19 protein-coding genes are annotated in these 20,056 nt (G+C 39.4%); 5 read left to right on the top strand and 14 right to left on the bottom strand.

Annotated features, from left to right (window positions below; genetic code table 11):
- Window positions 1–92: 92 nt before the first annotated feature.
- The 3 genes from MHH65_RS08640 to MHH65_RS08630 form a co-directional block, all read right to left on the bottom strand.
- Window positions 93–944 (bottom strand): SDR family oxidoreductase, encoded by an 852-nt coding sequence (locus tag MHH65_RS08640; protein WP_098676909.1) that lies wholly within the window; start codon window positions 942–944, stop codon window positions 93–95.
- 101 nt (window positions 945–1,045) lie between these two features.
- Entirely contained in the window at window positions 1,046–1,459 is a 414-nt protein-coding gene (locus MHH65_RS08635) for an Rrf2 family transcriptional regulator (protein ID WP_087975390.1), read from the bottom strand.
- Window positions 1,460–1,507: 48 nt separating this feature from the next.
- Window positions 1,508–1,981, bottom strand: coding sequence for a glutathione transferase (locus MHH65_RS08630; protein ID WP_087975391.1), 474 nt, complete (start codon window positions 1,979–1,981; stop codon window positions 1,508–1,510).
- A 165-nt stretch (window positions 1,982–2,146) separates the two neighbouring features.
- Between MHH65_RS08630 and MHH65_RS08625 the strand changes: the two genes are divergently transcribed.
- The gene (locus MHH65_RS08625) at window positions 2,147–2,590 is read left to right on the top strand and encodes a DUF2188 domain-containing protein (RefSeq protein ID WP_041109183.1); all 444 of its coding nucleotides are present in this window, start codon (window positions 2,147–2,149) and stop codon (window positions 2,588–2,590) included.
- A gap of 23 nt (window positions 2,591–2,613) precedes the next feature.
- Here MHH65_RS08625 and MHH65_RS08620 read toward each other — a convergent pair whose 3' ends face one another.
- Complete coding sequence (locus tag MHH65_RS08620) at window positions 2,614–3,462, bottom strand: Ku protein (RefSeq protein ID WP_098676908.1); 849 nt, start codon at window positions 3,460–3,462, stop codon at window positions 2,614–2,616.
- A gap of 115 nt (window positions 3,463–3,577) precedes the next feature.
- On the opposite strand from MHH65_RS08620, the gene MHH65_RS08615 reads away from it, so the two are divergent.
- On the top strand, window positions 3,578–5,410 hold the full coding sequence (locus MHH65_RS08615; RefSeq protein WP_098676907.1) for a DNA ligase D: 1,833 nt from the start codon (window positions 3,578–3,580) through the stop codon (window positions 5,408–5,410).
- A 67-nt stretch (window positions 5,411–5,477) separates the two neighbouring features.
- Window positions 5,478–6,173, top strand: a complete 696-nt coding sequence (locus MHH65_RS08610) for a YoaK family protein (RefSeq protein ID WP_226014834.1) — start codon at window positions 5,478–5,480, stop codon at window positions 6,171–6,173.
- A 730-nt stretch (window positions 6,174–6,903) separates the two neighbouring features.
- Here MHH65_RS08610 and MHH65_RS08605 read toward each other — a convergent pair.
- Window positions 6,904–8,016, bottom strand: coding sequence for a tetratricopeptide repeat protein (locus MHH65_RS08605; RefSeq protein WP_268414417.1), 1,113 nt, complete (start codon window positions 8,014–8,016; stop codon window positions 6,904–6,906).
- A 543-nt stretch (window positions 8,017–8,559) separates the two neighbouring features.
- Here MHH65_RS08605 and MHH65_RS08600 point away from each other — a divergent pair.
- Complete coding sequence (locus MHH65_RS08600; RefSeq protein WP_076839706.1) at window positions 8,560–8,931, top strand: iron chaperone; 372 nt, start codon at window positions 8,560–8,562, stop codon at window positions 8,929–8,931.
- A 51-nt stretch (window positions 8,932–8,982) separates the two neighbouring features.
- Here the strand turns inward: MHH65_RS08600 and MHH65_RS08595 are convergent, their stop codons facing one another.
- Entirely contained in the window at window positions 8,983–9,564 is a 582-nt protein-coding gene (locus MHH65_RS08595; RefSeq protein WP_268414416.1) for an undecaprenyl-diphosphatase, read from the bottom strand.
- A gap of 225 nt (window positions 9,565–9,789) precedes the next feature.
- Here MHH65_RS08595 and MHH65_RS08590 point away from each other — a divergent pair, with 225 nt between their 5' ends.
- Window positions 9,790–10,251, top strand: a complete 462-nt coding sequence (locus MHH65_RS08590; protein WP_024427058.1) for a macro domain-containing protein — start codon at window positions 9,790–9,792, stop codon at window positions 10,249–10,251.
- Window positions 10,252–10,315: 64 nt separating this feature from the next.
- Here MHH65_RS08590 and MHH65_RS08585 read toward each other — a convergent pair whose 3' ends face one another.
- The 8 genes from MHH65_RS08585 to MHH65_RS08550 all read right to left on the bottom strand — a co-directional run bounded on the left by MHH65_RS08585 (window position 10,316) and on the right by MHH65_RS08550 (window position 20,020).
- On the bottom strand, window positions 10,316–10,798 hold the full coding sequence (locus MHH65_RS08585; RefSeq protein ID WP_024427057.1) for an antitoxin YezG family protein: 483 nt from the start codon (window positions 10,796–10,798) through the stop codon (window positions 10,316–10,318).
- Window positions 10,799–10,802: 4 nt separating this feature from the next.
- Window positions 10,803–12,734, bottom strand: a complete 1,932-nt coding sequence (locus MHH65_RS08580; RefSeq protein WP_061109899.1) for a T7SS effector LXG polymorphic toxin — start codon at window positions 12,732–12,734, stop codon at window positions 10,803–10,805.
- Window positions 12,735–12,925: 191 nt separating this feature from the next.
- Window positions 12,926–14,074 carry an MFS transporter gene (locus tag MHH65_RS08575; protein WP_051149977.1) on the bottom strand — a complete coding sequence of 383 codons (1,149 nt, stop codon included), beginning with the start codon at window positions 14,072–14,074 and terminating at the stop codon, window positions 12,926–12,928.
- A gap of 314 nt (window positions 14,075–14,388) precedes the next feature.
- On the bottom strand, window positions 14,389–14,955 hold the full coding sequence (locus MHH65_RS08570) for a flavin reductase family protein (protein ID WP_024427054.1): 567 nt from the start codon (window positions 14,953–14,955) through the stop codon (window positions 14,389–14,391).
- A gap of 344 nt (window positions 14,956–15,299) precedes the next feature.
- Window positions 15,300–15,581 carry a metalloregulator ArsR/SmtB family transcription factor gene (locus MHH65_RS08565; protein ID WP_024427053.1) on the bottom strand — a complete coding sequence of 94 codons (282 nt, stop codon included), beginning with the start codon at window positions 15,579–15,581 and terminating at the stop codon, window positions 15,300–15,302.
- Between the two features lie 68 nt (window positions 15,582–15,649).
- A complete protein-coding gene (locus MHH65_RS08560; RefSeq protein WP_051149976.1) occupies window positions 15,650–16,831 on the bottom strand; it encodes an MFS transporter in 1,182 nt (393 codons plus the stop codon).
- 193 nt (window positions 16,832–17,024) lie between these two features.
- Complete coding sequence (locus MHH65_RS08555) at window positions 17,025–19,361, bottom strand: molybdopterin-dependent oxidoreductase (RefSeq protein ID WP_024427051.1); 2,337 nt, start codon at window positions 19,359–19,361, stop codon at window positions 17,025–17,027.
- A gap of 101 nt (window positions 19,362–19,462) precedes the next feature.
- A complete protein-coding gene (locus tag MHH65_RS08550; protein ID WP_024427050.1) occupies window positions 19,463–20,020 on the bottom strand; it encodes an NAD(P)H-dependent oxidoreductase in 558 nt (185 codons plus the stop codon).
- Window positions 20,021–20,056: the final 36 nt, after the last annotated feature.

Genomic DNA, 20,056 nt, shown 5'->3' with positions numbered 1-20,056 from the left:
TGTCCATTCACCTAGTGGCAAGATGATTTTTTAAAACTGGCGTGAGCTTTTCGGATGGAAAAAACGCCCTTTTCATAGGGCGTTTTTGTTGTTTATTCTGAAATCAATTCACGAATTCTCTCTTCAATAGGTGTTAACGGCCGGCCTAGTAATGTTTCGAAATCTTGGCTTTCGACAGCTAAAGCACCATCGCGTATGCCGCTTTGAATGGCTTTGACAAATGGCACTGCTTCTTTTGGTACACCATTTGAAGCTAAAAAGTCTCCAAATGTGTCTACATCTATTTTTTCTACTTTGATTTCTTTTCCACTCACCTTACTAACAATTTGTGCAAGTTCACTATGCGTCCGAAGAGGTCCTGACAGTTCATATATCTCCTGATCATGTACGGGAAGTGTTAACGCATTTGCTGCCGCTTCTGCGTAGTCATTTCTTGTTGCCCAGCCAACCTTGCCCTCTCCAATTGGACTTAAAAATGGTGCGCCGCTGACTGACGCCAGAATCGTATCTTTTTCGTTTTCAACATACCAGTTGTTTCTTAAAAATACATGAGGAATGCCAGAGGCCAAAATGGCTTCTTCTGTTTTGGCATGGTCATTTGCAAGGACAAGCTGACTCTCTCTTGCATTGACAACACTTGTATAAGCAATAAACCTCACATTTGCTGCTTTCGCCGCTTCAATTGCTGCTTTATGCTGCTCGACGCGGTCACCATCCGCTGTTGAAATGATCAACAGACGATCAATGCCCTTAAATGCTGATGTCAGGGTGTCTGGCTGAGTAAAATCTCCACGGCGTACATCCACCCCAGCATCCTTCAAATGTGCTGCTTTTTGCGGATTTCGAACACTGACTGCAATTTGTTCAGCCGGTACTTTTGTGAGCAAATGCTTGACGACGAGCGATCCAAGTTGTCCTGTTGCACCTGTTACTAATAATTTCATTTGTTTGACCTCCTCATTTTTCGTTCAACGGTGATGTGCATACGTTATAATCAAAATGGTTACAACAAAGGTGTAAAAAAAGCTCCTAAGTACGAGCTTTTTTATTCCGTCTCTGTCAATAATTGCTGAATTGTCACTTGCTTTAGATGATTCTCAAGTGCAGCTTGTGCTTCTTTTAGTTCATGCCGAAGTCTCGTGTCCATCGCTTGACCAATCGGGCATGCGATGACGGGCTGATGAAAGTTAAATAATTCTTCATCCTCGCTTACATCCACAGCACGATACACATCTAACAGCGTAATGTCCTCAGCTGCTCTTTTTAAATAAGCACCGCCTACTCCTCGGCGAATCTCAATGAGACCCGCCCGTTTGAGCATTGCCATCATTTTTCGAACAATGGCTGGATTTGAATTCACGCTCTCTGCAATAAAATCACTAGTACACTCTTTTGAAACACCTGCAATAAATGACACAATATGAACAGCAATCGGATACCTGCTGCTAATTTGTTTCACAATATTTCACCACCGTTGTAATCAATATAGTTACAATGAGTGATTTTGTCAATCAATAAACGGATTTTTCTTTCGATCCCAGTCCTCATATGTCATGATATCGTAGTCTTCTCCTGTATCAAGCTCAAGCGGCGCAATGCATTCAAGCAGATTCTCATCTGGGTCAAGAAAATAGATCGCTGCATGAAATTGCGGCGGATTATCGAGAACTAAAGGCTGCTTTTCTTCTGAAAAACCAAACATTGGGTGAATGCTGATGCCTCTTTCAATCAGCCAAGTCTTAATCTGTTCGATACTGGACCTTGTAATTTGAAAGGCAACGTGCCGAGTCGAGGGATGGTATGGAAAATTGTTCATATCTACTTTCCACAGGCCAAGCCAGCTCTTTCCTTTCTCAATCCATAAAAAAGCAACTCTTTCATTTTCATGAGCAAGTGTCAATTCCAATTTTTCATAAAACGCAATCGATGTCTTCAAGTCACTCACAGGTAAATGTGCTTCATATAAACCTTTCATCATCATCAAAATCACTCCTTTTCTACCTTCTATTCTGCAGGAGTTGATGATATTCTGCCTCAGCAAAACGATGTATTTTATCCCTAACATTAGTTTGAGAGACATTGTATGTTTGACCCTTTGCAGATGGGGGAAGATGTTCAAATAAAATAAAAGAAAGGAGCGGTCCATATGCCTTGGACGATGAACGATTATCCAGCTTCATTTCAATCATTAGACAACGTCATTCGAAAAAAAGCGCTTGAGATTGCCAATAAAATGATTCAGGAAGGCTATGAGGAAAATAGAGCCATTCCAATTGCAATCAGTCAAGCGAAAGAGTGGAAAAAGAACGCAACAGAGAAAGAGGTAGAGAATTTCTCATCTCATGGTTCTGTCAAACCTTCAGAGAGCAGCAGCTCCGCAAGACCAGAGCTCATGGATCATGCGCAGCATGTAGTGAAACACGAGGAAGGCTGGGCGATTCAAACAGAGAAAGCGAAACGAGCAAGTGAGGTGAAAGAAACAAAACAAGAAGCAATTGACCGGGCAAAGGAGATTTCAGCTAATAAAGGAACTTCCGTTGTCATTCACCGAAAAGACGGGACGATTCAGGACGTGTTAAAGCCGCAATAAGACCGCTTGTCAGCGGTCTTGTTTTATGCATTCTTTTCTTTTTTCGCTGGTGTTTTTCTTTTCTTAGGTGCTGCTTTTTTCGCTTTGGCTGGTTTTGATCGGTCAATCGAGGCTTGTAGTGCGGCCATCAAATCAGTCACATTGGCTGCAGGATCTTTTTTGCCTGTCGTTTCTGGCTGAACGGTATGTTCTCCAGATATTTTATCGCCAATTAAATTCATCAGCTGTTCTCTGTATTCATCTTGATATGCCGCTGGATCGAACGTTGTTGTCAGCTGCTCAATTAAAAGGAGCGCTGTATCTAACTCTTTCTTGACAATGTTCTCCTCTTGGGGGATATTCGGTACATCTGATACTTGTCTAATTTCGTCAGGGAAATGAATGGTTTCCATCAGCAAAATATGTTCATAGCACCTAACGATTGCTAATTGCTCCTTTGAGCGGATCATAATTTTTGCGACACCGATTTTCCCCGATTCCTCTAAAGCTTTTCTTAATAATGAATAAGCTTTCGCTCCGCCGGTATCCGGTGATAAGAAGTAACTTCTTTCGTAATAGATTGGATCAATCTCCTCAATCTTTACAAAATCAATGATTTCAACGGCTTTTTCTTCATTTTCTTTTCGCAGTTTTTCTAGCTCTTCATCGTCCAATTCAATAAATTTATTTTTTGAATATTCATACGCCTTCACAATTTGTTCCGGCGCTACCTCTTCACCGCAATTGGCACATACTTTCTTGTAGTTAATGGGCGTGTGACACTCTTTATGCAGCTGTCTTAATTTAATGTCTTTGTTCTCTGTAGCGGTAAACAGCTTGACTGGAATATTGACCAATCCGAAACTAATGCCGCCTTTCCATACTGTATGCATCGCGCTTCCTCCGTTCTTTTCTCCTTACTATGTAATGTTTTCATCAGACTTATGTATGTGATTGAAAATTTCATCCCACTCTAAGAACACATGATATAAGGAAGTGACATGCACAATGAAACCTATGCGATTAACACCTGCACATGATATACCTGCCGGTGCAGACTGGGTGTATGAATTAAAATATGATGGATTTCGGGCTATTCTTGTATGGGAAGAAGACGAGATTCGTTTAGAAAGCAGGACCGGAAAACGGCTAAATAAGCAATTTCCTGAAGTGATGGATCAATGCGAACAATTAAGAGACCAATTTGCTCCTTTTTTACCGCTGACACTTGACGGAGAATTGGTCTTTTTACTAAGTGAACAGCAAAGTGAGTTTGCGAAGGTTCAGCAAAGAGGCAGGCTGAAAAACAAAGAAGCCATCCAAAGACAGGCTGAACGATTTCAATGTCATTTCATTGCATTCGATCTATTAAGCTGCAAAGGGAAACCCCTCGTTGATTCACCGTTGATGGAAAGAAAAAATCAGCTGCAGCAATTATTCCAAGAAGCTAAGCTCCCCTCATCAGTTCAGCTAGAGCACCCTTCCCTTTTGCAGGTCATTCATACAGACCCAGACTCTGATTACATGAAAAACGTGATGACGACGTATTTAGCAGAAGGACTAGTAGCGAAAAAAAAGACGAGTAAATGGCATGACAATACTCGTTCAAAAGAATGGCTTAAGATGAAAAACTGGCGGTATGTCTCCGTCATTGTCACCCGTTTTGACAAAGAAAATGGCTATTTTCAAGGTTCCATTTATCAAGATTCGGCTCTCATCGAGGTTGTCCAATTCAAGCATGGTTTTTCTAAAGAAGAAGAACAAACGCTGCGTACGCTATTTCAGACAAAAGGCCAGTTAACAGGAGGATCTTTATACGAAATCCCTCCTTCTATCGTTGCCAACATTGCTTGTATATCCTTTGATGGATCGGCGTTAAGAGAGCCGCGTTTTACTTCCTTTTTACTGGATGCGGATCCAGCAGCATGTACATTTCAGCAAATGCTCAAACAGCTGTATCCACTCCCTGCTGCTATAGAAGTCACTCACCCTGAAAAACCGATTGTCCCGGCTCTTCAACTAAACAAGGCAGATTACTTACTTTATTTAAGACAAGCGGCTCCCTACCTTTTGCCCTTTTTACGTGAAAGGCGTCTTACTTTAATTCGGTATCCGCATGGCACTGGAGACGAATTCTTTTATCAAAAGTCGACACCTGATTATGCGCCGGATTTTGTTTTAACAGATGAAGTTGATGATATTTCTTATACGGTCTGTAATGATCCTCGTACGCTTCTTTGGCTTGGCAACCAGCTGGCGATGGAATTTCATATCCCTTTTGAGACAAGAGATACGGATCGGCCGACAGAAATTGTCTTTGATCTAGACCCGCCATCTGTAAATGAGTTTCATCTAGCCATAGAAGCTGCTAAACGAATCAAAGCGCTTTTAGACGGGCTTTTTCTCACAGCCTTTATTAAAACAAGCGGAGGTAAAGGGCTTCAAGTCTATATTCCTTTAAAGAAAAACGCCTTCACATACGAAGAAACACGACAATTCACTGCGTTCATATGCCAATTTTTATGTGAGCAAGCACCGGATCTTTTTACTCTGGAACGTCTTAAGAAAAAACGCGGCAATCGCTTGTATTTAGACTACATTCAGCACGATGCTGGGAAAACAATCATCGCTCCATATTCTCCAAGAGGAAATGAGCTTGGGCTTGTTGCGACACCGCTTGAATGGGACGAACTCTATCATGATGAGCTTCATCCTTCTCTTTTTACGATGCCAGCTGTTATAGAGCGTTTAAAGGAAAAGGGCGATCCATTCCGCCGTATGAGGCACCTTGTGAATGATGATGCTTTTAGACAAGTCTTACATCAGCTTGCACACATGTGACCATCTCATCAGATGGACATTTGCGGTCATGAAGCGTTACACTTATTCATTAGAGAGGAAGAAAGGGATGACTATTTTGACCGCACATTCATTTCGAAATACAGCTTTGATTTTCTTATGTCTTTCCGCAGGAATTGTGGATGTGATTGGCTATTTAAGCCTAGGGCATGTGTTTACAGCCAATATGACAGGTAATATTGTGCTGCTTGGCATTGCAGCAGGAAGCTCCTTGCAGCTAACAGCCCTTCATTCCATCATTGCGCTAAGTGGATTCGTTTTAGGGGTTTTACTTGCAGTTGTGATAGGCGGAAATCACGAGAAAACGTTTTGGCCAAAAGCCGTAACACGCATTTTTATCATCGAATTGATGATTTTGCTTCTATTTGCTCTCATGACCATTTTCCCTTATACACAAGGTGCTTACTTTATGCTGATCATCCTTTTAAGTATGGCTATGGGCATGCAAACGGCGGCCGCACGTAAATTGAATGTTGCTGGCATTTCCACAACCGTTCTCACGAGTACACTTGCTAACCTATTTGAAGATGCAGCTCAGCGCATATCATACCGGGAAAAAAGAAAGGCCCCTATCCAGCTTGTAAGCTTGATGCGAATAGGCTCTATTGTCTTCTACTGCCTAGGTGCAGCTATTGCTGCATACACAGATCGTTACGATCCGTTTATCATCATCTGGCTGCCTATCATCATTCTAGGCATCATTGTGATCACTGCTGGATTGAAGCAATTTCACCAATTGAAATAGCCTCTCTTTAGATGGCTATTTCAATTATTGTGATCTTACACTAATAACTCCTGACATAAAAACCAGGAGGGCGTCCCATGATGAACGTAGAACCATATGGATATCCAGAAAATGTCCCGAATCCTCCATACCCGGGAAAACCGCCTAAGCCAGAGAATACACCAGGACTCAAATAATACCCGCCAAAGCCGATATGGGAACCAACCGGCCCAATATGTGCCCCGCCTCCGCTAAAACCGCCTCCATGAAAACCACCATAAACCCGTGGATACAAACAATCACCTGCCTTCGAATCAGACCTTATCTCATCTTATGCATGACAAATGGGGCGGTGCTCCCGCTTTTTCATTCCTTCTATGTACATTAGACCAATTTGATAAAATTTGAATGAAAAGTCCTGCAAAAAATTAAATTAAGCAAAGAAAAGTGACCTTTTTAACTTGTTGCTCTGCCCTATGTTTATTTAGAATAATGGAGCAGGTAATAAATTTGCACACCCCCTTTGTTGCGAATTCTTCTTATTAAACGTTCTTGCAGCGTTTAATAAGAAGAGCCTATTAAAGACACAAAAAAACCCTTGCTGACGATCATCAACAAGGGCGAGAGATAAAGGTATTAACCACCAATGATTTTTTCTGCAACTTCGAATGAACCCGCAACGTCTTGCGATAGAACCGTCGCAGCGACCGCTAAACCGACAACGAATAATACTTTTAATCCTGTTTTCATCTTAAATCAACCCCATTCTTTTCATATGTAAATCCGCTTCTAAACTTTTGTTCAAGTAAAAAACAGACTGCTCATAAAGTGCTTGCTTTTCACAATATTTTGCTGCAAATTGTGATAGCTCTTTTACTTCATGATATTCATTCTTCTCTTCTAACTTTCTTAATTTCTCATCAATTTGCTGAAATCTTTGTGGCGTATGCGTTAAGTAAAGATCATGTACGATGCCTATTTTTAGCTGAAACACTTCATGAGAAGCATCTTTTATTCTGGCATATGCAGCCTCTATATATTGGCTTGCACGCTGCTTTTCACCAATCACACAGAGTTCCCGGCTGATCAGATACGTAGAATGGAAAAAGAAATCTGAATCATAATACTCTTGATGGGACAGTGCTTTTTCAAGATGACGTATCGATTCCTTCGGTTTGTTCCAAAATGAATATAAAATGGCCACATTGTGATGGTGCTGAGCCAGCATAAAATCATCCTGCTCGCTTGTCAAAACCTCTTCCGCCAGACGATAATTCTCAAGCGCCTCTTCATACCGGCCGATCTCCGTTAGATTCGCTGCTATAAGAGAGTATGAAAGGGCCGTTCTTCTTTCATACTGCTTGTGTCGCTTATAAACGTGCAGCGCTCTGCGGATATAGCTTAATGAGAGCATGATATGACTGAGCCGGTAATAAAGCCATGCCACTTTAAAATCGAAATCAGCACGTTCGATCTCACTTGGAATTTTATCTAAGAGCTTTTCAGCACTTTGATACATTTGCAATGCAACCTCATAATTACCTTGATGCTGCTCATACACACCCTCATAAAAATCAAAATAATAGGCAAGACGGTTAGAAAGGTCATCTTCTTTTTTTCCATAATGACCCTCTATACTTTTCGTTGAAACATTGCCCTTTTGCCCTCTTAAATTGTACATAAGAATGTGATGCCTCTTCTCAAGAAGAGAATAGTAAATGAGAATATCCGCATCGTCAATTTCCTCTACCGCTTGTTTCGCTTTGGCAAATAACCGTTCTGCCTCATCTGCATGATCTTTTTTGATTTCCATGTTCCAGTCATTTAATAGTGATGCCAATTCCGCAACAGGAACTTTGCTCATTCTACACCCCCAATCACCTTCAGCTGCAACACATGATTTCACTAAATATGGAACTTCTATTAGCAATTGCTAATTAGTCCATTTGACATCATTTTAATATGAATCACCTGAATCTTCAATAACCGTTTCCATTGAAAGTGCGTTTCTTTCTCCTAGTCAATGATATTTGCGAAAAAATTCCGCCTTTTTTTAAAATAAACATCTTGAGATGAAATGAAAAAAGCCCAATGTCGAGGCTTTCTAATCTTATGATGGTTCATAGCAGCTTTTCATTTATCCAGTTTCTTTATATAATATGATCAATCACTTACACGCCTCAGTAGCTCTAGAAGGGAAGAGCGCCGTAAAACAAATTGTAGCTGGCGGGTCGCAAGGCAAGGGTTTCAGAAGCACCGAAAAGCACATGAGCTGAGACAGGTGAAATTCCTGTCGGTGAAATTCCGTAGGGAAGCGTGTTGTCCCTAGCCTATGCTTACGAAAGGAGTGCGGGTTCGAATCCCGTCTGAGGCTTATGAGGTAGATGGATTGGGAGGTTAAAATATTATGCATGTGTTTGAAGAATATATCAGTAAAATCGGTAACCCTGAGCTGAAGCAGCGCACTCAAGCCATCTTACAATGGGTAGAAGACACATTCCCTCAATTAGAGCCAAGAATTGCTTGGAATCAGCCCATGTTCACAGATCACGGCACATTTATTATTGGGTTTAGCGTGGCAAAACATCACATTTCTGTCGCACCAGAAGCAAAAGGAATTGATCAATTTTCAGCTGACATTGTACAAGCTGGGTACGATCATGGGAAAAATCTGTTTCGCATGAAAGAAAGCTTGCCAGTTGATTATCCTCTCCTAAAAAAAATCATCGCATTTAATATCGAAGACAAAGCGGATTGTTCAACGTTTTGGCGAAAATAAACAGTACCCCGATCTCAGCTTTACAGATCGGGGTATTTTGCTGCAACAATATTATTTTGTTCTCTTCCCTACCAATTTTTGTTCAACCCATTCATAACATGACAAGAGGGCATCAACGCTCTTTTGGCATATCGGCAAATATACAACGGCGACGGCTGTTAAACACGCTATAGCAGCTCCTGCTAAGACATCAAATGGATAATGAACACCTACCCAAATCCTTGAAAAACCAACAGCACACGCAATGATCAGCCAATACATATGGCGTTTGTGAAACAGCCAAAAGATCACGCAAATCGAAAAAATAAAGATGGTATGATCACTCGGAAACGAGTTATTCACTTCCTTTTGAATCAAAAGATTGACGCGGCTCATTTCTGCAAAGGGCTGCTGATTAAAATAAAACACCCCAGCGATTTTCCCAAGTAACTCGGCGAGTACGAAGGTCAGTCCGGCAGAAACGACCATCGCCCTATTGTACCTGCTGCGATTTTGAAACCATACGAACAGACACACGAGCGCTGCCAGCAGCACTGTATATTCAGCTAGTCCAATAAATATGGGATTCAAGTAACCATGATCGATACTGAGTTCATTCACCCACCTAAATAAATCTTCATTAAGTCCCCGCATCTCATTTCATCCCTTTACTTGATTTACGATAAGGATAATTGAAATGAGATGTCTGCCTCCATCGATCGAACGAACAAACCATGGAATCATATGACATGTTTGTCACTTTGCTGTCACCTGAACTCATGTACTAACTAAAAACTCATCAAAAGCTATTAAATCACAGGAACAAAACTGTTATAATAGAACATAAGTTTGCATTTTATCAAAAAGGGGTTACTGCATATGATCAAAACGGTAGACGGCAATATATTAGAGGCAAGCGAAGACATCATTTGTCACCAGGTGAACTGTAAAGGAGTCATGGGAGCTGGATTAGCGAAACAGATCAAAAGCAAATATCCGAATGTGTACAAAGATTATAAACAGTTATGTACAGAACAAGGAGATGACTTGTTAAGCTCCGTTCAACTCATCACAACAAAAGACGGAAAAACAATGGCCAACTTATTTGCCCAAGCTGGATACGGAAGAACAAGACAGCAAACAGACTACGATGCCTTACGCAACTGCTTTCAACACCTAAAGGATACAGTGACACAATCACCTGAAGAGAAAAACCCAACGTCCATCGCCATTCCATACGGGATCGGCTGCGGATTAGCAGGCGGCGATTGGACGATTGTGGAAGAGATGATTGAAGAGGTGCTGGGTGATTGTGAAGTGACGGTTTATCGGTTTAGATAATGGAAATGAGATTTTATGAAACATATATGAGAAATACCCTCCTTAAATTGGAGGGTATTGTGCGTTAGTTATCGTCTTTATTTTTTATATAATTTAATACGGCTTCTTTATCTTCCTCATCTTCAGGGAGATATCCCAAATTTTCATATTCCCAAATAGCCATTCGTTGATAGGTATTGTAATGAGAGTTCAATACATCATCATAATTAAAATCAATGGTAAATCGATTCCTATTCTTGATTTTCAGCGTTAAATTTGTCCAAGTTTTTTGCTCATTAATTTTAAATTCATCTCTGAGTTTCTTAAAAGAATCCTGTAAATTAATTAATAAGTCATCATATATATTTTCACTGACCTCAAATATATCAGGAATATCATGAGAATAAATATATTCTTGTTGTTTGTTTGTATTAAAGAAAAAATAAACTTCACGAGAGTCATCCAGAATTTCCGCATATAGCAAAACATTCTCCCAATCAACAGGTATTATTTCATTTATTGTATTCAAAATTTCTTGATAAACTTCATTCGATGGTTCCATTTCCATTGAATTAACCTCCTGGCTTATTTTCAATCGATACCTTTTTAACTCTCCTAGCTCCAATTTTATACTTAATTTTAAATAAAGTTGGTCGCATAGAATCTCCTTCATATCTAATGCTTTCTATGGAAACTGATACTGTCTGAGGTGGATCTTTCCTCAAGGCTGCCAACCATTCCTGCTCCAACTGATACCATTTCCCACCACTACGATTAATCTGTGAACTCATCGGAACAAGGTTATCAATATCCCCGGAACCTTTAAAAATAGACGCTATCAAATGACCTCCATCATCATCCATTAATCGATCCGGCTTCCCTGAATTGGATTGGGCATATTGGTTTCTTTTAACCTCTCCGTATTTTAAATCACTTGCTTCGACTTTGACAATACGTCCGTAGTGGTCGGTTGTGTAGGTGTAGCCTTGCTTTGTTGAATAAACAACATTTGGTTTTAACACTTTTTTACGTTTCCATCTCACATAGTGATCTCCGTAACTGACAACGGTTGGTGGTGATTTTGGTGCTGGTAAGCGTCTGCCTGTCTTAGAGATGCCGTATCCTGAATTGTTGTCTAGACGCTTCGCCATAGAGAGGAGTTTATTTTTGAGATTTTCTCCGTCAAACACGTTATACGGCAGCTTCGGGCCGCCAGCCATTTGAAATTTTGGTGAGTATGGCAATAGATTCGGAATAGAAACTCTGTCTAATGATTTTGCTCCTTGCTCAAGGCCTTTCTTCACCGTCGTTTTGGCTGCTGTTGTTCCCGTTTTTGTTATGGCACCTGCCCCTTTAGAACCAAAGACGATTTCTGCTAGAGAACCGGTCGCATAGGCAAACCAGTGTGATCGAGAATATGCATCACCATCGATAACTTCTTTTTGGAATGAGTCTGAAATCGACTTTCCAATCGCTTTCGACGTTTCAATTGGATGAGAAACAGCCGTTACGACCGATTCAACGGCACCTCCAGGATCTGTCACAAGATCGTAGATGCCAACTACTGTATCTTTGGCCACATCATACAGACCAACTGCTGCTCCTTTTACAACATCAACGAACCCCTCTGATGCTTCTTCCTGCGCTTTGATCTGGAGAAGCTGGCTGTAATACATTTTTTGATCGTAAGAAAGATTTTCATATCCAATTTCGTCTACAATCTCAAAGTATTTCTCTTCTGATATACACGAAGGATCGTTGAGTTTTTCTTTCAATTCTTTGATTCTTCGTTTCTCTTTTTCTTCTTTTTTCACCTTTAAATATGCTTTCACCTGTGCATCGATTTTATCATGATTCTTGTACACATCTGTCTCATGAAATGCTTTTGCATCGTAATACATTGGCTGCGCATTTTTCCCTTTTCCTGTAGCAGCCATCATTTTTGCATAAAAAGTTGAGAGGTGTTTTTCAATCGCTTCTGATTTTGCGTATTCTGTTTTTAGCTCATGGTCTATTTTATGTAAAGCATCAATTGCCTCTTTTCTTTTTTTGTTCGCATCATCTAAATGTTCATTGACCTCTTTACTTGAAAATACATTCAGTTCTATGAGATCACTGATGTCATCAAAAATAGTGGATAGGGCTTCTTTTTGTTCCTTGACCATATCTTTATTATTCTGAATCCCTTGTTTCAGTTGAGCGTCTAAGAAATGCTCATCAATAAATGTACTCCCGCCTAACGATTCATCATCAAGCTTTCCTTTTACCCCATCTAAAAACGCTTTTTGCATATCGATAAAGTCAAGATAAGTGTCTGTGTAAAGCGCAAGATCCTCATAAAAGGCTTTGATATTGTCTGCACCTTTTCCAGTAAATTCATTACCTAATCCCGACACACTTTTTAATGCTTTTTTCACATGCTGCATTTCGTCTCGAAGCTCCTGATAGACTTTTGACCTTTGTTCGACAGCTGACAGTAAAGATGGAGCATCTAATATTTTCATATAAAAAAGACTCCTTTTATGGCGTATTCTTTTACTAGAATACCATAAGGAGTCTTACACTTTAATCCACTTTATCGTTTTTTAACCAATTATCCTCCAGAGCTCCTTCTTGATGCGACGGTTTGGACATCATCATGTTGAGGTTGAATGAAACCACTTTTTATTTTATAAAAAGAGTGCTCTGAGTTTCTTTAAACTGTTTTTCGTTTAGATAGAACCTTGTCAAGAACTGTGACTCCGACAGCAATAGCAAGAGTAAAAGCCCCAATCCAAGGAAGATAATTCAACAAACCATTTTTGACAGCAATACCGCCGATACCAGCTCCACCTGCCATTCCAAGTTGTCCCAAAGCACTGTGCAAACTAAGCACAATGCTTGCCGCAGCAGGGGCAAGGCTTATTAACTGAAATTGTATTGGCGAGCCGGAAGACCAAGCTGCAAGCGCCCAGAAAATAAGTAATACATAGAAAAGAAAAGCAAACTGACCGATAAACGGGAAGAGCAATAGTGCAATAGCATGGAGTAACATTCCTCCAGTTAATGTACGAAATGCCCCCCACTTATCTGTACTAAAGCCTCCTAATTGAGCTCCAATAGCACTAGCAATCCCAAAAATAAAGAGTGCTGTCGTTACCCCATGATTGCTCATGCCGAATATATCTAGGAAATATGGTGAAATATACGTAAATACAACGGAATATGCACCTAACCATAGAAAAGTTATAAGCAAGTATGCTGCGATACGTGGTCTCATAAAAAATTTAAACTGCTCACGTAAAGGTACGGGTTTTTCAGCAACTGTTTTTGGTATAGCAAACAAAGTTAAGACAGAGAAAAGTAATCCTACTGCCCCAATTCCAATGAATATGACATTCCAATCATAATGTGAAGCCACAACTCTTCCTATAGGTACACCTGCAACCAAAGCAGAACTTTGTCCCATAATAACTGTAGCAATCGCACCTCCTTGCTTTCCTGGAGCTGCTAAAACTGCAGCAAGGGTTAGAACTGTGACTTGCATAACACCAGCACTAAGGGCAGAGATTATTCTAGCTGACATTAGCATTTCATACCCTGTTATTATCGCAATAAGAATATTAATGACAGAGAAAACGGTTAAAGCATAGACAAGAAGTTTTTTTCGGTCCATTCGAGCAAACATAGCAATTAGAAAGGGTGTCCCTGCACCAAAAGCTACTGAAAACACAGTGATTAACTGTCCTGCAGATGAAACTGAAATGTGATTAGCCTCAGCAATTTTGTCTAAGATTCCCGCAATAACATATTCTGATGTACCATTAAGAAAACTAATGGCAGCTAATAAATAAATTTTCCACATATTTGACAAAATAATTCACACCTATTTGTTTTATATTTCGATATTTCTAGAAATACAGATTTATTTTCATAAATTAACCGAGCGCTTGAAAAATTAACTGTAAAGAGCTTAAAGTGTTACGCTTCTTATACTTTTGGAGAACTTGCTTTGACAGCCGTTGTTATACTGGCTTTTACAATGTAGACAGGAACAAGTTCCAATTCAGTTACAGGTTCTGAAAAAGCAGTGGTAGTTGAAAATGTAACTCTCAAACAAGATAAGTAAAAGCTATGGGCGCCTTCCTCGGTAGAGAAAAGCCACTTTTTTGCAGATTTTTACTTGTTCTTAAGATACAGTCCATCCTCAAAAGCATCCCCTGCTTTTTCTCCTATTTTATGGTAATTCCTACTTCCCCTATCAAATACAAGTGGGCTGAATTTATCCAGATTGATTTTACCTTTCTCATCTAGTATATCCTCCTCAACACTGATGTTCACGATTTCAGCAATCATGCGCCATTCTTTTTCATTATAACTTTTCACTTTACACTCTAACGCAAATGGAAGTTCCTCAATCAGTGGTGCATCAACAAAGTCCGCCTTAACTGCATGAAATCCAGCTCTTGCAAATTTATCTGGAACCTCATTTCCAGTTTCATTTCCAAGATAATCACATGCCTCAAGAAAAGACGCATCTGACATGCTTACGGTAAATGCACCATGCAGCATAATATTCTTTAACGTCTTTCGTTCTGAACTAATGCAGATTGAAATTTCATTTTCATTACTAATACCGCCCCATGTAGAAGCCATGGCATTCGGAATTCCATTTTCGTCATACGCTGCAATAATAAAAACTGGTTGTGGTAACACGTAAGATTTTGCTCCAATATTTTTTCTCATTATCTTTCTCCTTTTGGTTTTATTTCGGTATTTCTAGAAATTTAGATTTAATTTCATAAATTAACCGAACGTTTGAAAAATTAGCTGTAAAGAGCTGATTTTTGCATGTAGAAAAAGTGATCTTTACAGTTTCTTTAAAAATGTTTTATAAAGGTGACACCCTTGAATTTAACGCACTTATGATAAAGATAGATGGTTCGCTTTAGCTTTTTTATATAAAGTACTAGTAATGGATCTACTCAAAATTTAGATGAGGATACCTATCGAGTAATTTAGCCATAATCCGGACAAGAAAAATCATACCTCTTATTTCTATATTTCCTTAAGTATAGAAATAAGAAAAATTACTCCATCACATATGGAGCATACTTTCCAATCAACTCACGGTCTAGGCTGTAGTATATATATGTGCCTTCTTTATAAGTACTCATTAGCCCGCAATCAGTTAATTGTTTTAAGTGATGGGATAAAGTTGATCCAGCAATTGATTCAAGTTTTATTCCTATATCTGAACAACATAAATTTGCTTCATTAGCAAGCAAACGAGCAATTTTTAATCGGGTTGGTTCACCGAGTGCTTTATATATTTTTGTCGCCTGCTGTAACTTCGAGTTATTCTCCATCATTATCACCCCCTTTCCTGAATAAATACTTCAAATGAGTACTAGCTAACCTTACAGTTATAAGAATAGATTTATTTCACAGATAACCCCTCTTCATTAGCATGAGCTGACTTAGTGATTTTCCATCCCAATAACATAACAATGAAACCTAAAAGTATAAGAAGATATAATGTTGGAACGAAACTGCCTAGAAAATCATGGAGAAAACCGATGATAAACGGGCCCGTTGCACCAATCATGTATCCAATTGCTTGAGTCATTGCTGACCAAGTACTTGCTTCCATAGGGGACGATGCCTTATCTATCGGTAATAATAAAGTGAGTGAGACAAGACCGCCACTGCCAATCCCTAGACATATACTTGAAACAATAGGTGTCACGTTTGTAAAACATAAAAGAGATAATCCAGTCATTACACTAAGGGTAAAGACTAAAATCCAAAGTCTTCTACTTGGCAGCTTCTTCAAGAGACTAGGCAATAAAAGAGTAGCTGGCAATTGTGCAATCATAGCTATTGTACCTACAAGACCACCAAATGCTGACGTCCATCCTTTTTCCTCTACGATGGCTGGTAGCCAAGCTGCAAAACAATAAAACATAAGAGTGACAAGCCCTACAAAAGAGGTTAATAACCACGCCTTTTTATTTTTTAATGGCAAGGAGGCACTTCTCTTTTGTGATGCTGTATGTGTATGAGAATGTTTAATGACCATAAGCCAAAGTGGAACAGCCATTAGAGCAAGAATACTCCAGAACGCTAATCCGTTTTTCCATGAATTATTGAGCCAGTGTTGAAGTGGTGTCGTCAGCCCAATAGAAATGGATGCTCCAACTACCATTGAAGTAGAATATACGCCTATCATGGAGGCTGCCTTCTCCGGAAAGTAACTTTTGATGAAACCAGAGAGCAAAGGACTTACAATCCCAATTCCCGCACCAATGAATAAAGCCGTTATCAATAGATAGATAGACGAATTTGTAAAGACACGCGAAAGCGTTACAATACCTATAAAAGCGATAAAAAATGTGATGGTTTTCTCTGATTGATAGCGATTTGCTAAACGACCAGCGAATAACGAGCAAAAGCCAAAACATAATAAAGGAATAGATGTAAGTAGACTAGCTGAAGCAGAACTCATGCCTAATTCATTTGATATTCCGTGCAAAACTGGACTAACTGAAGTTATACCAGGCCTAAGATTAAATGCAGCTAATATAAGTGCAAATAGAAATAATATATGACGACTGATCAAATTTGTTACCTCCGATACTTTTCTTGATGTGTAATCCTATTTAATGGTACATGAAGCCACAACATAAATAAAATGCATATTAATCATGCAACACATAAACAAATTGATATGACATTTTTAGTATAAAAGCAAAAAGCTGAAGCCTCCACCGCTGGGAGTCATCAGCTTTTTTGCTTTAATTAGGGCAAAGGATCTATCCTATCTTATAAATCTGGCATCGATAAGATTTTAATGGTTCGGAACCTGATATGGGGTCAATCTCATCGGTACCTATTAATTGATTGACATTTGCACCTTCTACTGAAAATGGATCAAATCCAGCTAATTCAAGTTCATCACACTCATCCCACCAGCCCGCTTGAGTATATATTGTCCCCACGGGTATACTTTCTGTCAGTCGAGCGACTGCCTTCATCCTGCCGAAAGGAGAGGCTAAATAAATCCATTCACCTTCATTTAGCCTATACATTTGAGCTGTTTGGGGATGGATTTCAGCAAAAGGATCGGGATGCAGTTTTCTTAGTCTAGCAATATTACGATGCTGGCTATGACAAAAACTTTTTAATTTAAAAGAAGAAAGAACTAACGGAAAATCATTCGATTGATTCTGATATTGCGGAACAGTTAATGGTTTTTCAAATTGAGGCAGTGGAGCATATCCATGCTCTAACAAAAACTCGGAATAAATCTCCAGCTTTCTTGTCGGAGTAGAAAAACCTTTGACTCTTTCATTCATTTTTTCTCTATATTTACAATATTTTATTTTTAAGGGCACAGACAGACCTTCAGGGTGAGATCGAAGTTGGTCTAATGTGACATTCACTGGTTTAAGATAGTCATTAAACGCTTTCTCAATATTTCCATTCCAAAACTCTTCTTGATAACCCATTTCAACCGCTATTTCCATGATTATTTGTAGATCAGGACGAGCTTCCCCAGGAGCCTTTGACATTGCAGGTTTGTATTGAATATGTTGATCCGTTTGTAAATTCCCTTCAAAGCCTGCCAACAAACTTGGGGACTCCCATGCATGTGCAGCTGGTAATACAATGTCTGCAAACTTCGTCATTGGACTATGAAACATGTCAACGTGTACATGAAATTCTAATTTTTTCAAGGCTTCTATCATATTCTTGGTTCCAGGGTTTTGAGTGACCATATTACCCCCAAAACTTAACAAGCCTCTCATATAATACGGAGATTCGTTTAATACAGCATGAACAAAATCATACCCTGAAGCAGATATTTTGGGAGCACCTAAAGGTCTCTGATCTAATCCTAAACGCTTCTGCTCTTGTGAAGTTGGCAGTAAATCTTGACCTTTTATTAAGTTTACTGGTAAAGACGGGAGGATAATATTCCCCCCTTGCTTATCAAAACAACCGGTCAGACTATAAAGGATACATAATGCTCGATTGGTAGATGAACTATTTACATGCTGTTCTAATCCATTCCATGAATAATAGGTTATCGGATTTTCTTGGCTTAATAATTCCCCAAGTTCCGTTAATTTCTCAGCTGGAATACCCGTTATTTTTTCCACATGTTCCATTCTAAATGAAGATACTTGTTTCAATAATTGAGAAAAAACGGTTTCTGAAGAAACGTCCTCATTTTCGTATTCGCCTGAAAGTAAAATATGTTCTGACCATGTCTCAGGATCTGCCCGAGTATCGATTTTAAATGGCTTCTGTTTTTGATCAAGAACTAAAAATTCATATGGCTGATGATGTGCTGGTCGAAGGAATTTTCCTGTTCGCTTATCCACTAAGAAAGGGGCATTGGTCCATTGGAGAAGAAATTGCTCATCATACGAATGGTTCTCAATCAAAAATTGAAGACACCCTAATATTAAAGCGATATCAGTTCCATGATTCGGAGAAATCCATAAATCTGCTGCGGCAGCTGTCGTTGTTCGGCGTGGATCGATGACTACTAGTTTACTGCCTCTTTTTCTAGCTGCCATGAGCCTTTTCCAAGTCTGAAGATTCGTATCTGCTGGATTGTGCCCCCATATCAATATCAAGCTAGCACGTTCAAAGTCGGGTTGAGGCAATCCAACACCATATGTGTATTTTGATCCCTCGTCCCTTGTCCACTGGCAGACATTGGTATGAGAAATATAGTTGGGGGTGCCGTATAGATTCATCAAGCGCTGTAAATATGGCCCCCAGCTAAAACTTCCGCTTGCACCAACTGTTGGAAAAGTGTAAGAAACTGTTTCTGCCCCTGTTTCAGAACGAATCTGTTTTAGTTTACTTGCAATGGTTTGGATGGCTTCTTCCCATGTGATTTTCTCCCATAGTGGATCTTGCCCCTTTGGGTTAGTTCTCTTTAAAGGAAAAACGATGCGATCAGGATGATTGACGATTTGAGGTGCTGCTGCTCCTTTTGGACAGATTCCCCCATTCGGATGATTTTTATCCGGGAGCACCTTTACTAACTGATCATTTTGTGTAACGGATATCACTCCACATTTTGAAACGCATTGCGAACAAAATCCCGCTCTTCTTTTTTCACTAGTACTCATCATCCTTCTCTCCTTTTTAAGATTGAAGTCATTGGTCAAAAACTAGGAATTTTTTCGGGTGAATGGTGAAGCATACATCTCAAATACGGATTTCTGTCATTTTAAGATAAAGAAAATATCTCTTCTAAATGCTGATCCGTCTTTTCAAATACTTTCTCCATGTCAGGCTTGAGCGCCGAATGATTTGAGAGTGTTTTTAATGGTTTCATCCCTATGAATTGCTGTGCTTTGTGCATTGCAACTAGGACCTCGTCTACTTCCTTCCCCTCAAAGAAAGGCTGCTCTATCGGATTATCGAACACCCATTCACCTGCACCCCAAGTAACAGAAAGCATGTAATGACGTCCTTCTAATAAACCTCCTTCACCATAAATATCTGTCCCTCTATAAAAAATTCCGTGCTCATATACAGTATCCATGTACTTCTTAAATGCAGCAGGATAGTGATACCAATAAACTGGTGTTTGAATAATCACAAAATCAGCCCATTTGAATTTTTCCTGTTCTTCTTTTACATCATAGTGATTTGCAACAATTGTGGTTTTAACATGATAAAGTGGGCTTAGCTTGTCTACCATTCTTTCTACTAATGTCTGGTTTAATTGGCCTTTGGCCATCTCATGGTACTCATGTGCGTTAATGATTAAAATATTTTTCACGTTAATCCTCCTATAAAATTCAAACCCAAAATGATA

The organism is Bacillus sp. FSL L8-0654, assembly GCF_038629965.1.
GTDB lineage: Bacteria > Bacillota > Bacilli > Bacillales > Bacillaceae > Bacillus > Bacillus safensis.
Note: the sequence above shows the minus strand (reverse complement) of the source record. Positions and strands in the feature narration are given on the sequence as shown.

Bases quoted from the DNA above. Each gene is read 5' to 3' on its own strand.
- MHH65_RS08640 (WP_098676909.1), bottom strand. From the start codon at position 944: ATGAAATTATTAGTAACAGGTGCAACAGGACAACTTGGATCGCTCGTC.
- MHH65_RS08630 (WP_087975391.1), bottom strand. From the start codon at position 1,981: ATGATGATGAAAGGTTTATATGAAGCACATTTACCTGTGAGTGACTTG.
- MHH65_RS08625 (WP_041109183.1), top strand. From the start codon at position 2,147: ATGCCTTGGACGATGAACGATTATCCAGCTTCATTTCAATCATTAGAC.
- MHH65_RS08620 (WP_098676908.1), bottom strand. From the start codon at position 3,462: ATGCATACAGTATGGAAAGGCGGCATTAGTTTCGGATTGGTCAATATT.
- MHH65_RS08615 (WP_098676907.1), top strand. From the start codon at position 3,578: ATGAAACCTATGCGATTAACACCTGCACATGATATACCTGCCGGTGCA.
- MHH65_RS08610 (WP_226014834.1), top strand. From the start codon at position 5,478: ATGACTATTTTGACCGCACATTCATTTCGAAATACAGCTTTGATTTTC.
- MHH65_RS08605 (WP_268414417.1), bottom strand. From the start codon at position 8,016: ATGAGCAAAGTTCCTGTTGCGGAATTGGCATCACTATTAAATGACTGG.
- MHH65_RS08600 (WP_076839706.1), top strand. From the start codon at position 8,560: ATGCATGTGTTTGAAGAATATATCAGTAAAATCGGTAACCCTGAGCTG.
- MHH65_RS08595 (WP_268414416.1), bottom strand. From the start codon at position 9,564: ATGCGGGGACTTAATGAAGATTTATTTAGGTGGGTGAATGAACTCAGT.
- MHH65_RS08590 (WP_024427058.1), top strand. From the start codon at position 9,790: ATGATCAAAACGGTAGACGGCAATATATTAGAGGCAAGCGAAGACATC.
- MHH65_RS08585 (WP_024427057.1), bottom strand. From the start codon at position 10,798: ATGGAAATGGAACCATCGAATGAAGTTTATCAAGAAATTTTGAATACA.
- MHH65_RS08580 (WP_061109899.1), bottom strand. From the start codon at position 12,734: ATGAAAATATTAGATGCTCCATCTTTACTGTCAGCTGTCGAACAAAGG.
- MHH65_RS08575 (WP_051149977.1), bottom strand. From the start codon at position 14,074: ATGTGGAAAATTTATTTATTAGCTGCCATTAGTTTTCTTAATGGTACA.
- MHH65_RS08570 (WP_024427054.1), bottom strand. From the start codon at position 14,955: ATGAGAAAAAATATTGGAGCAAAATCTTACGTGTTACCACAACCAGTT.
- MHH65_RS08565 (WP_024427053.1), bottom strand. From the start codon at position 15,581: ATGATGGAGAATAACTCGAAGTTACAGCAGGCGACAAAAATATATAAA.
- MHH65_RS08555 (WP_024427051.1), bottom strand. From the start codon at position 19,361: ATGAGTACTAGTGAAAAAAGAAGAGCGGGATTTTGTTCGCAATGCGTT.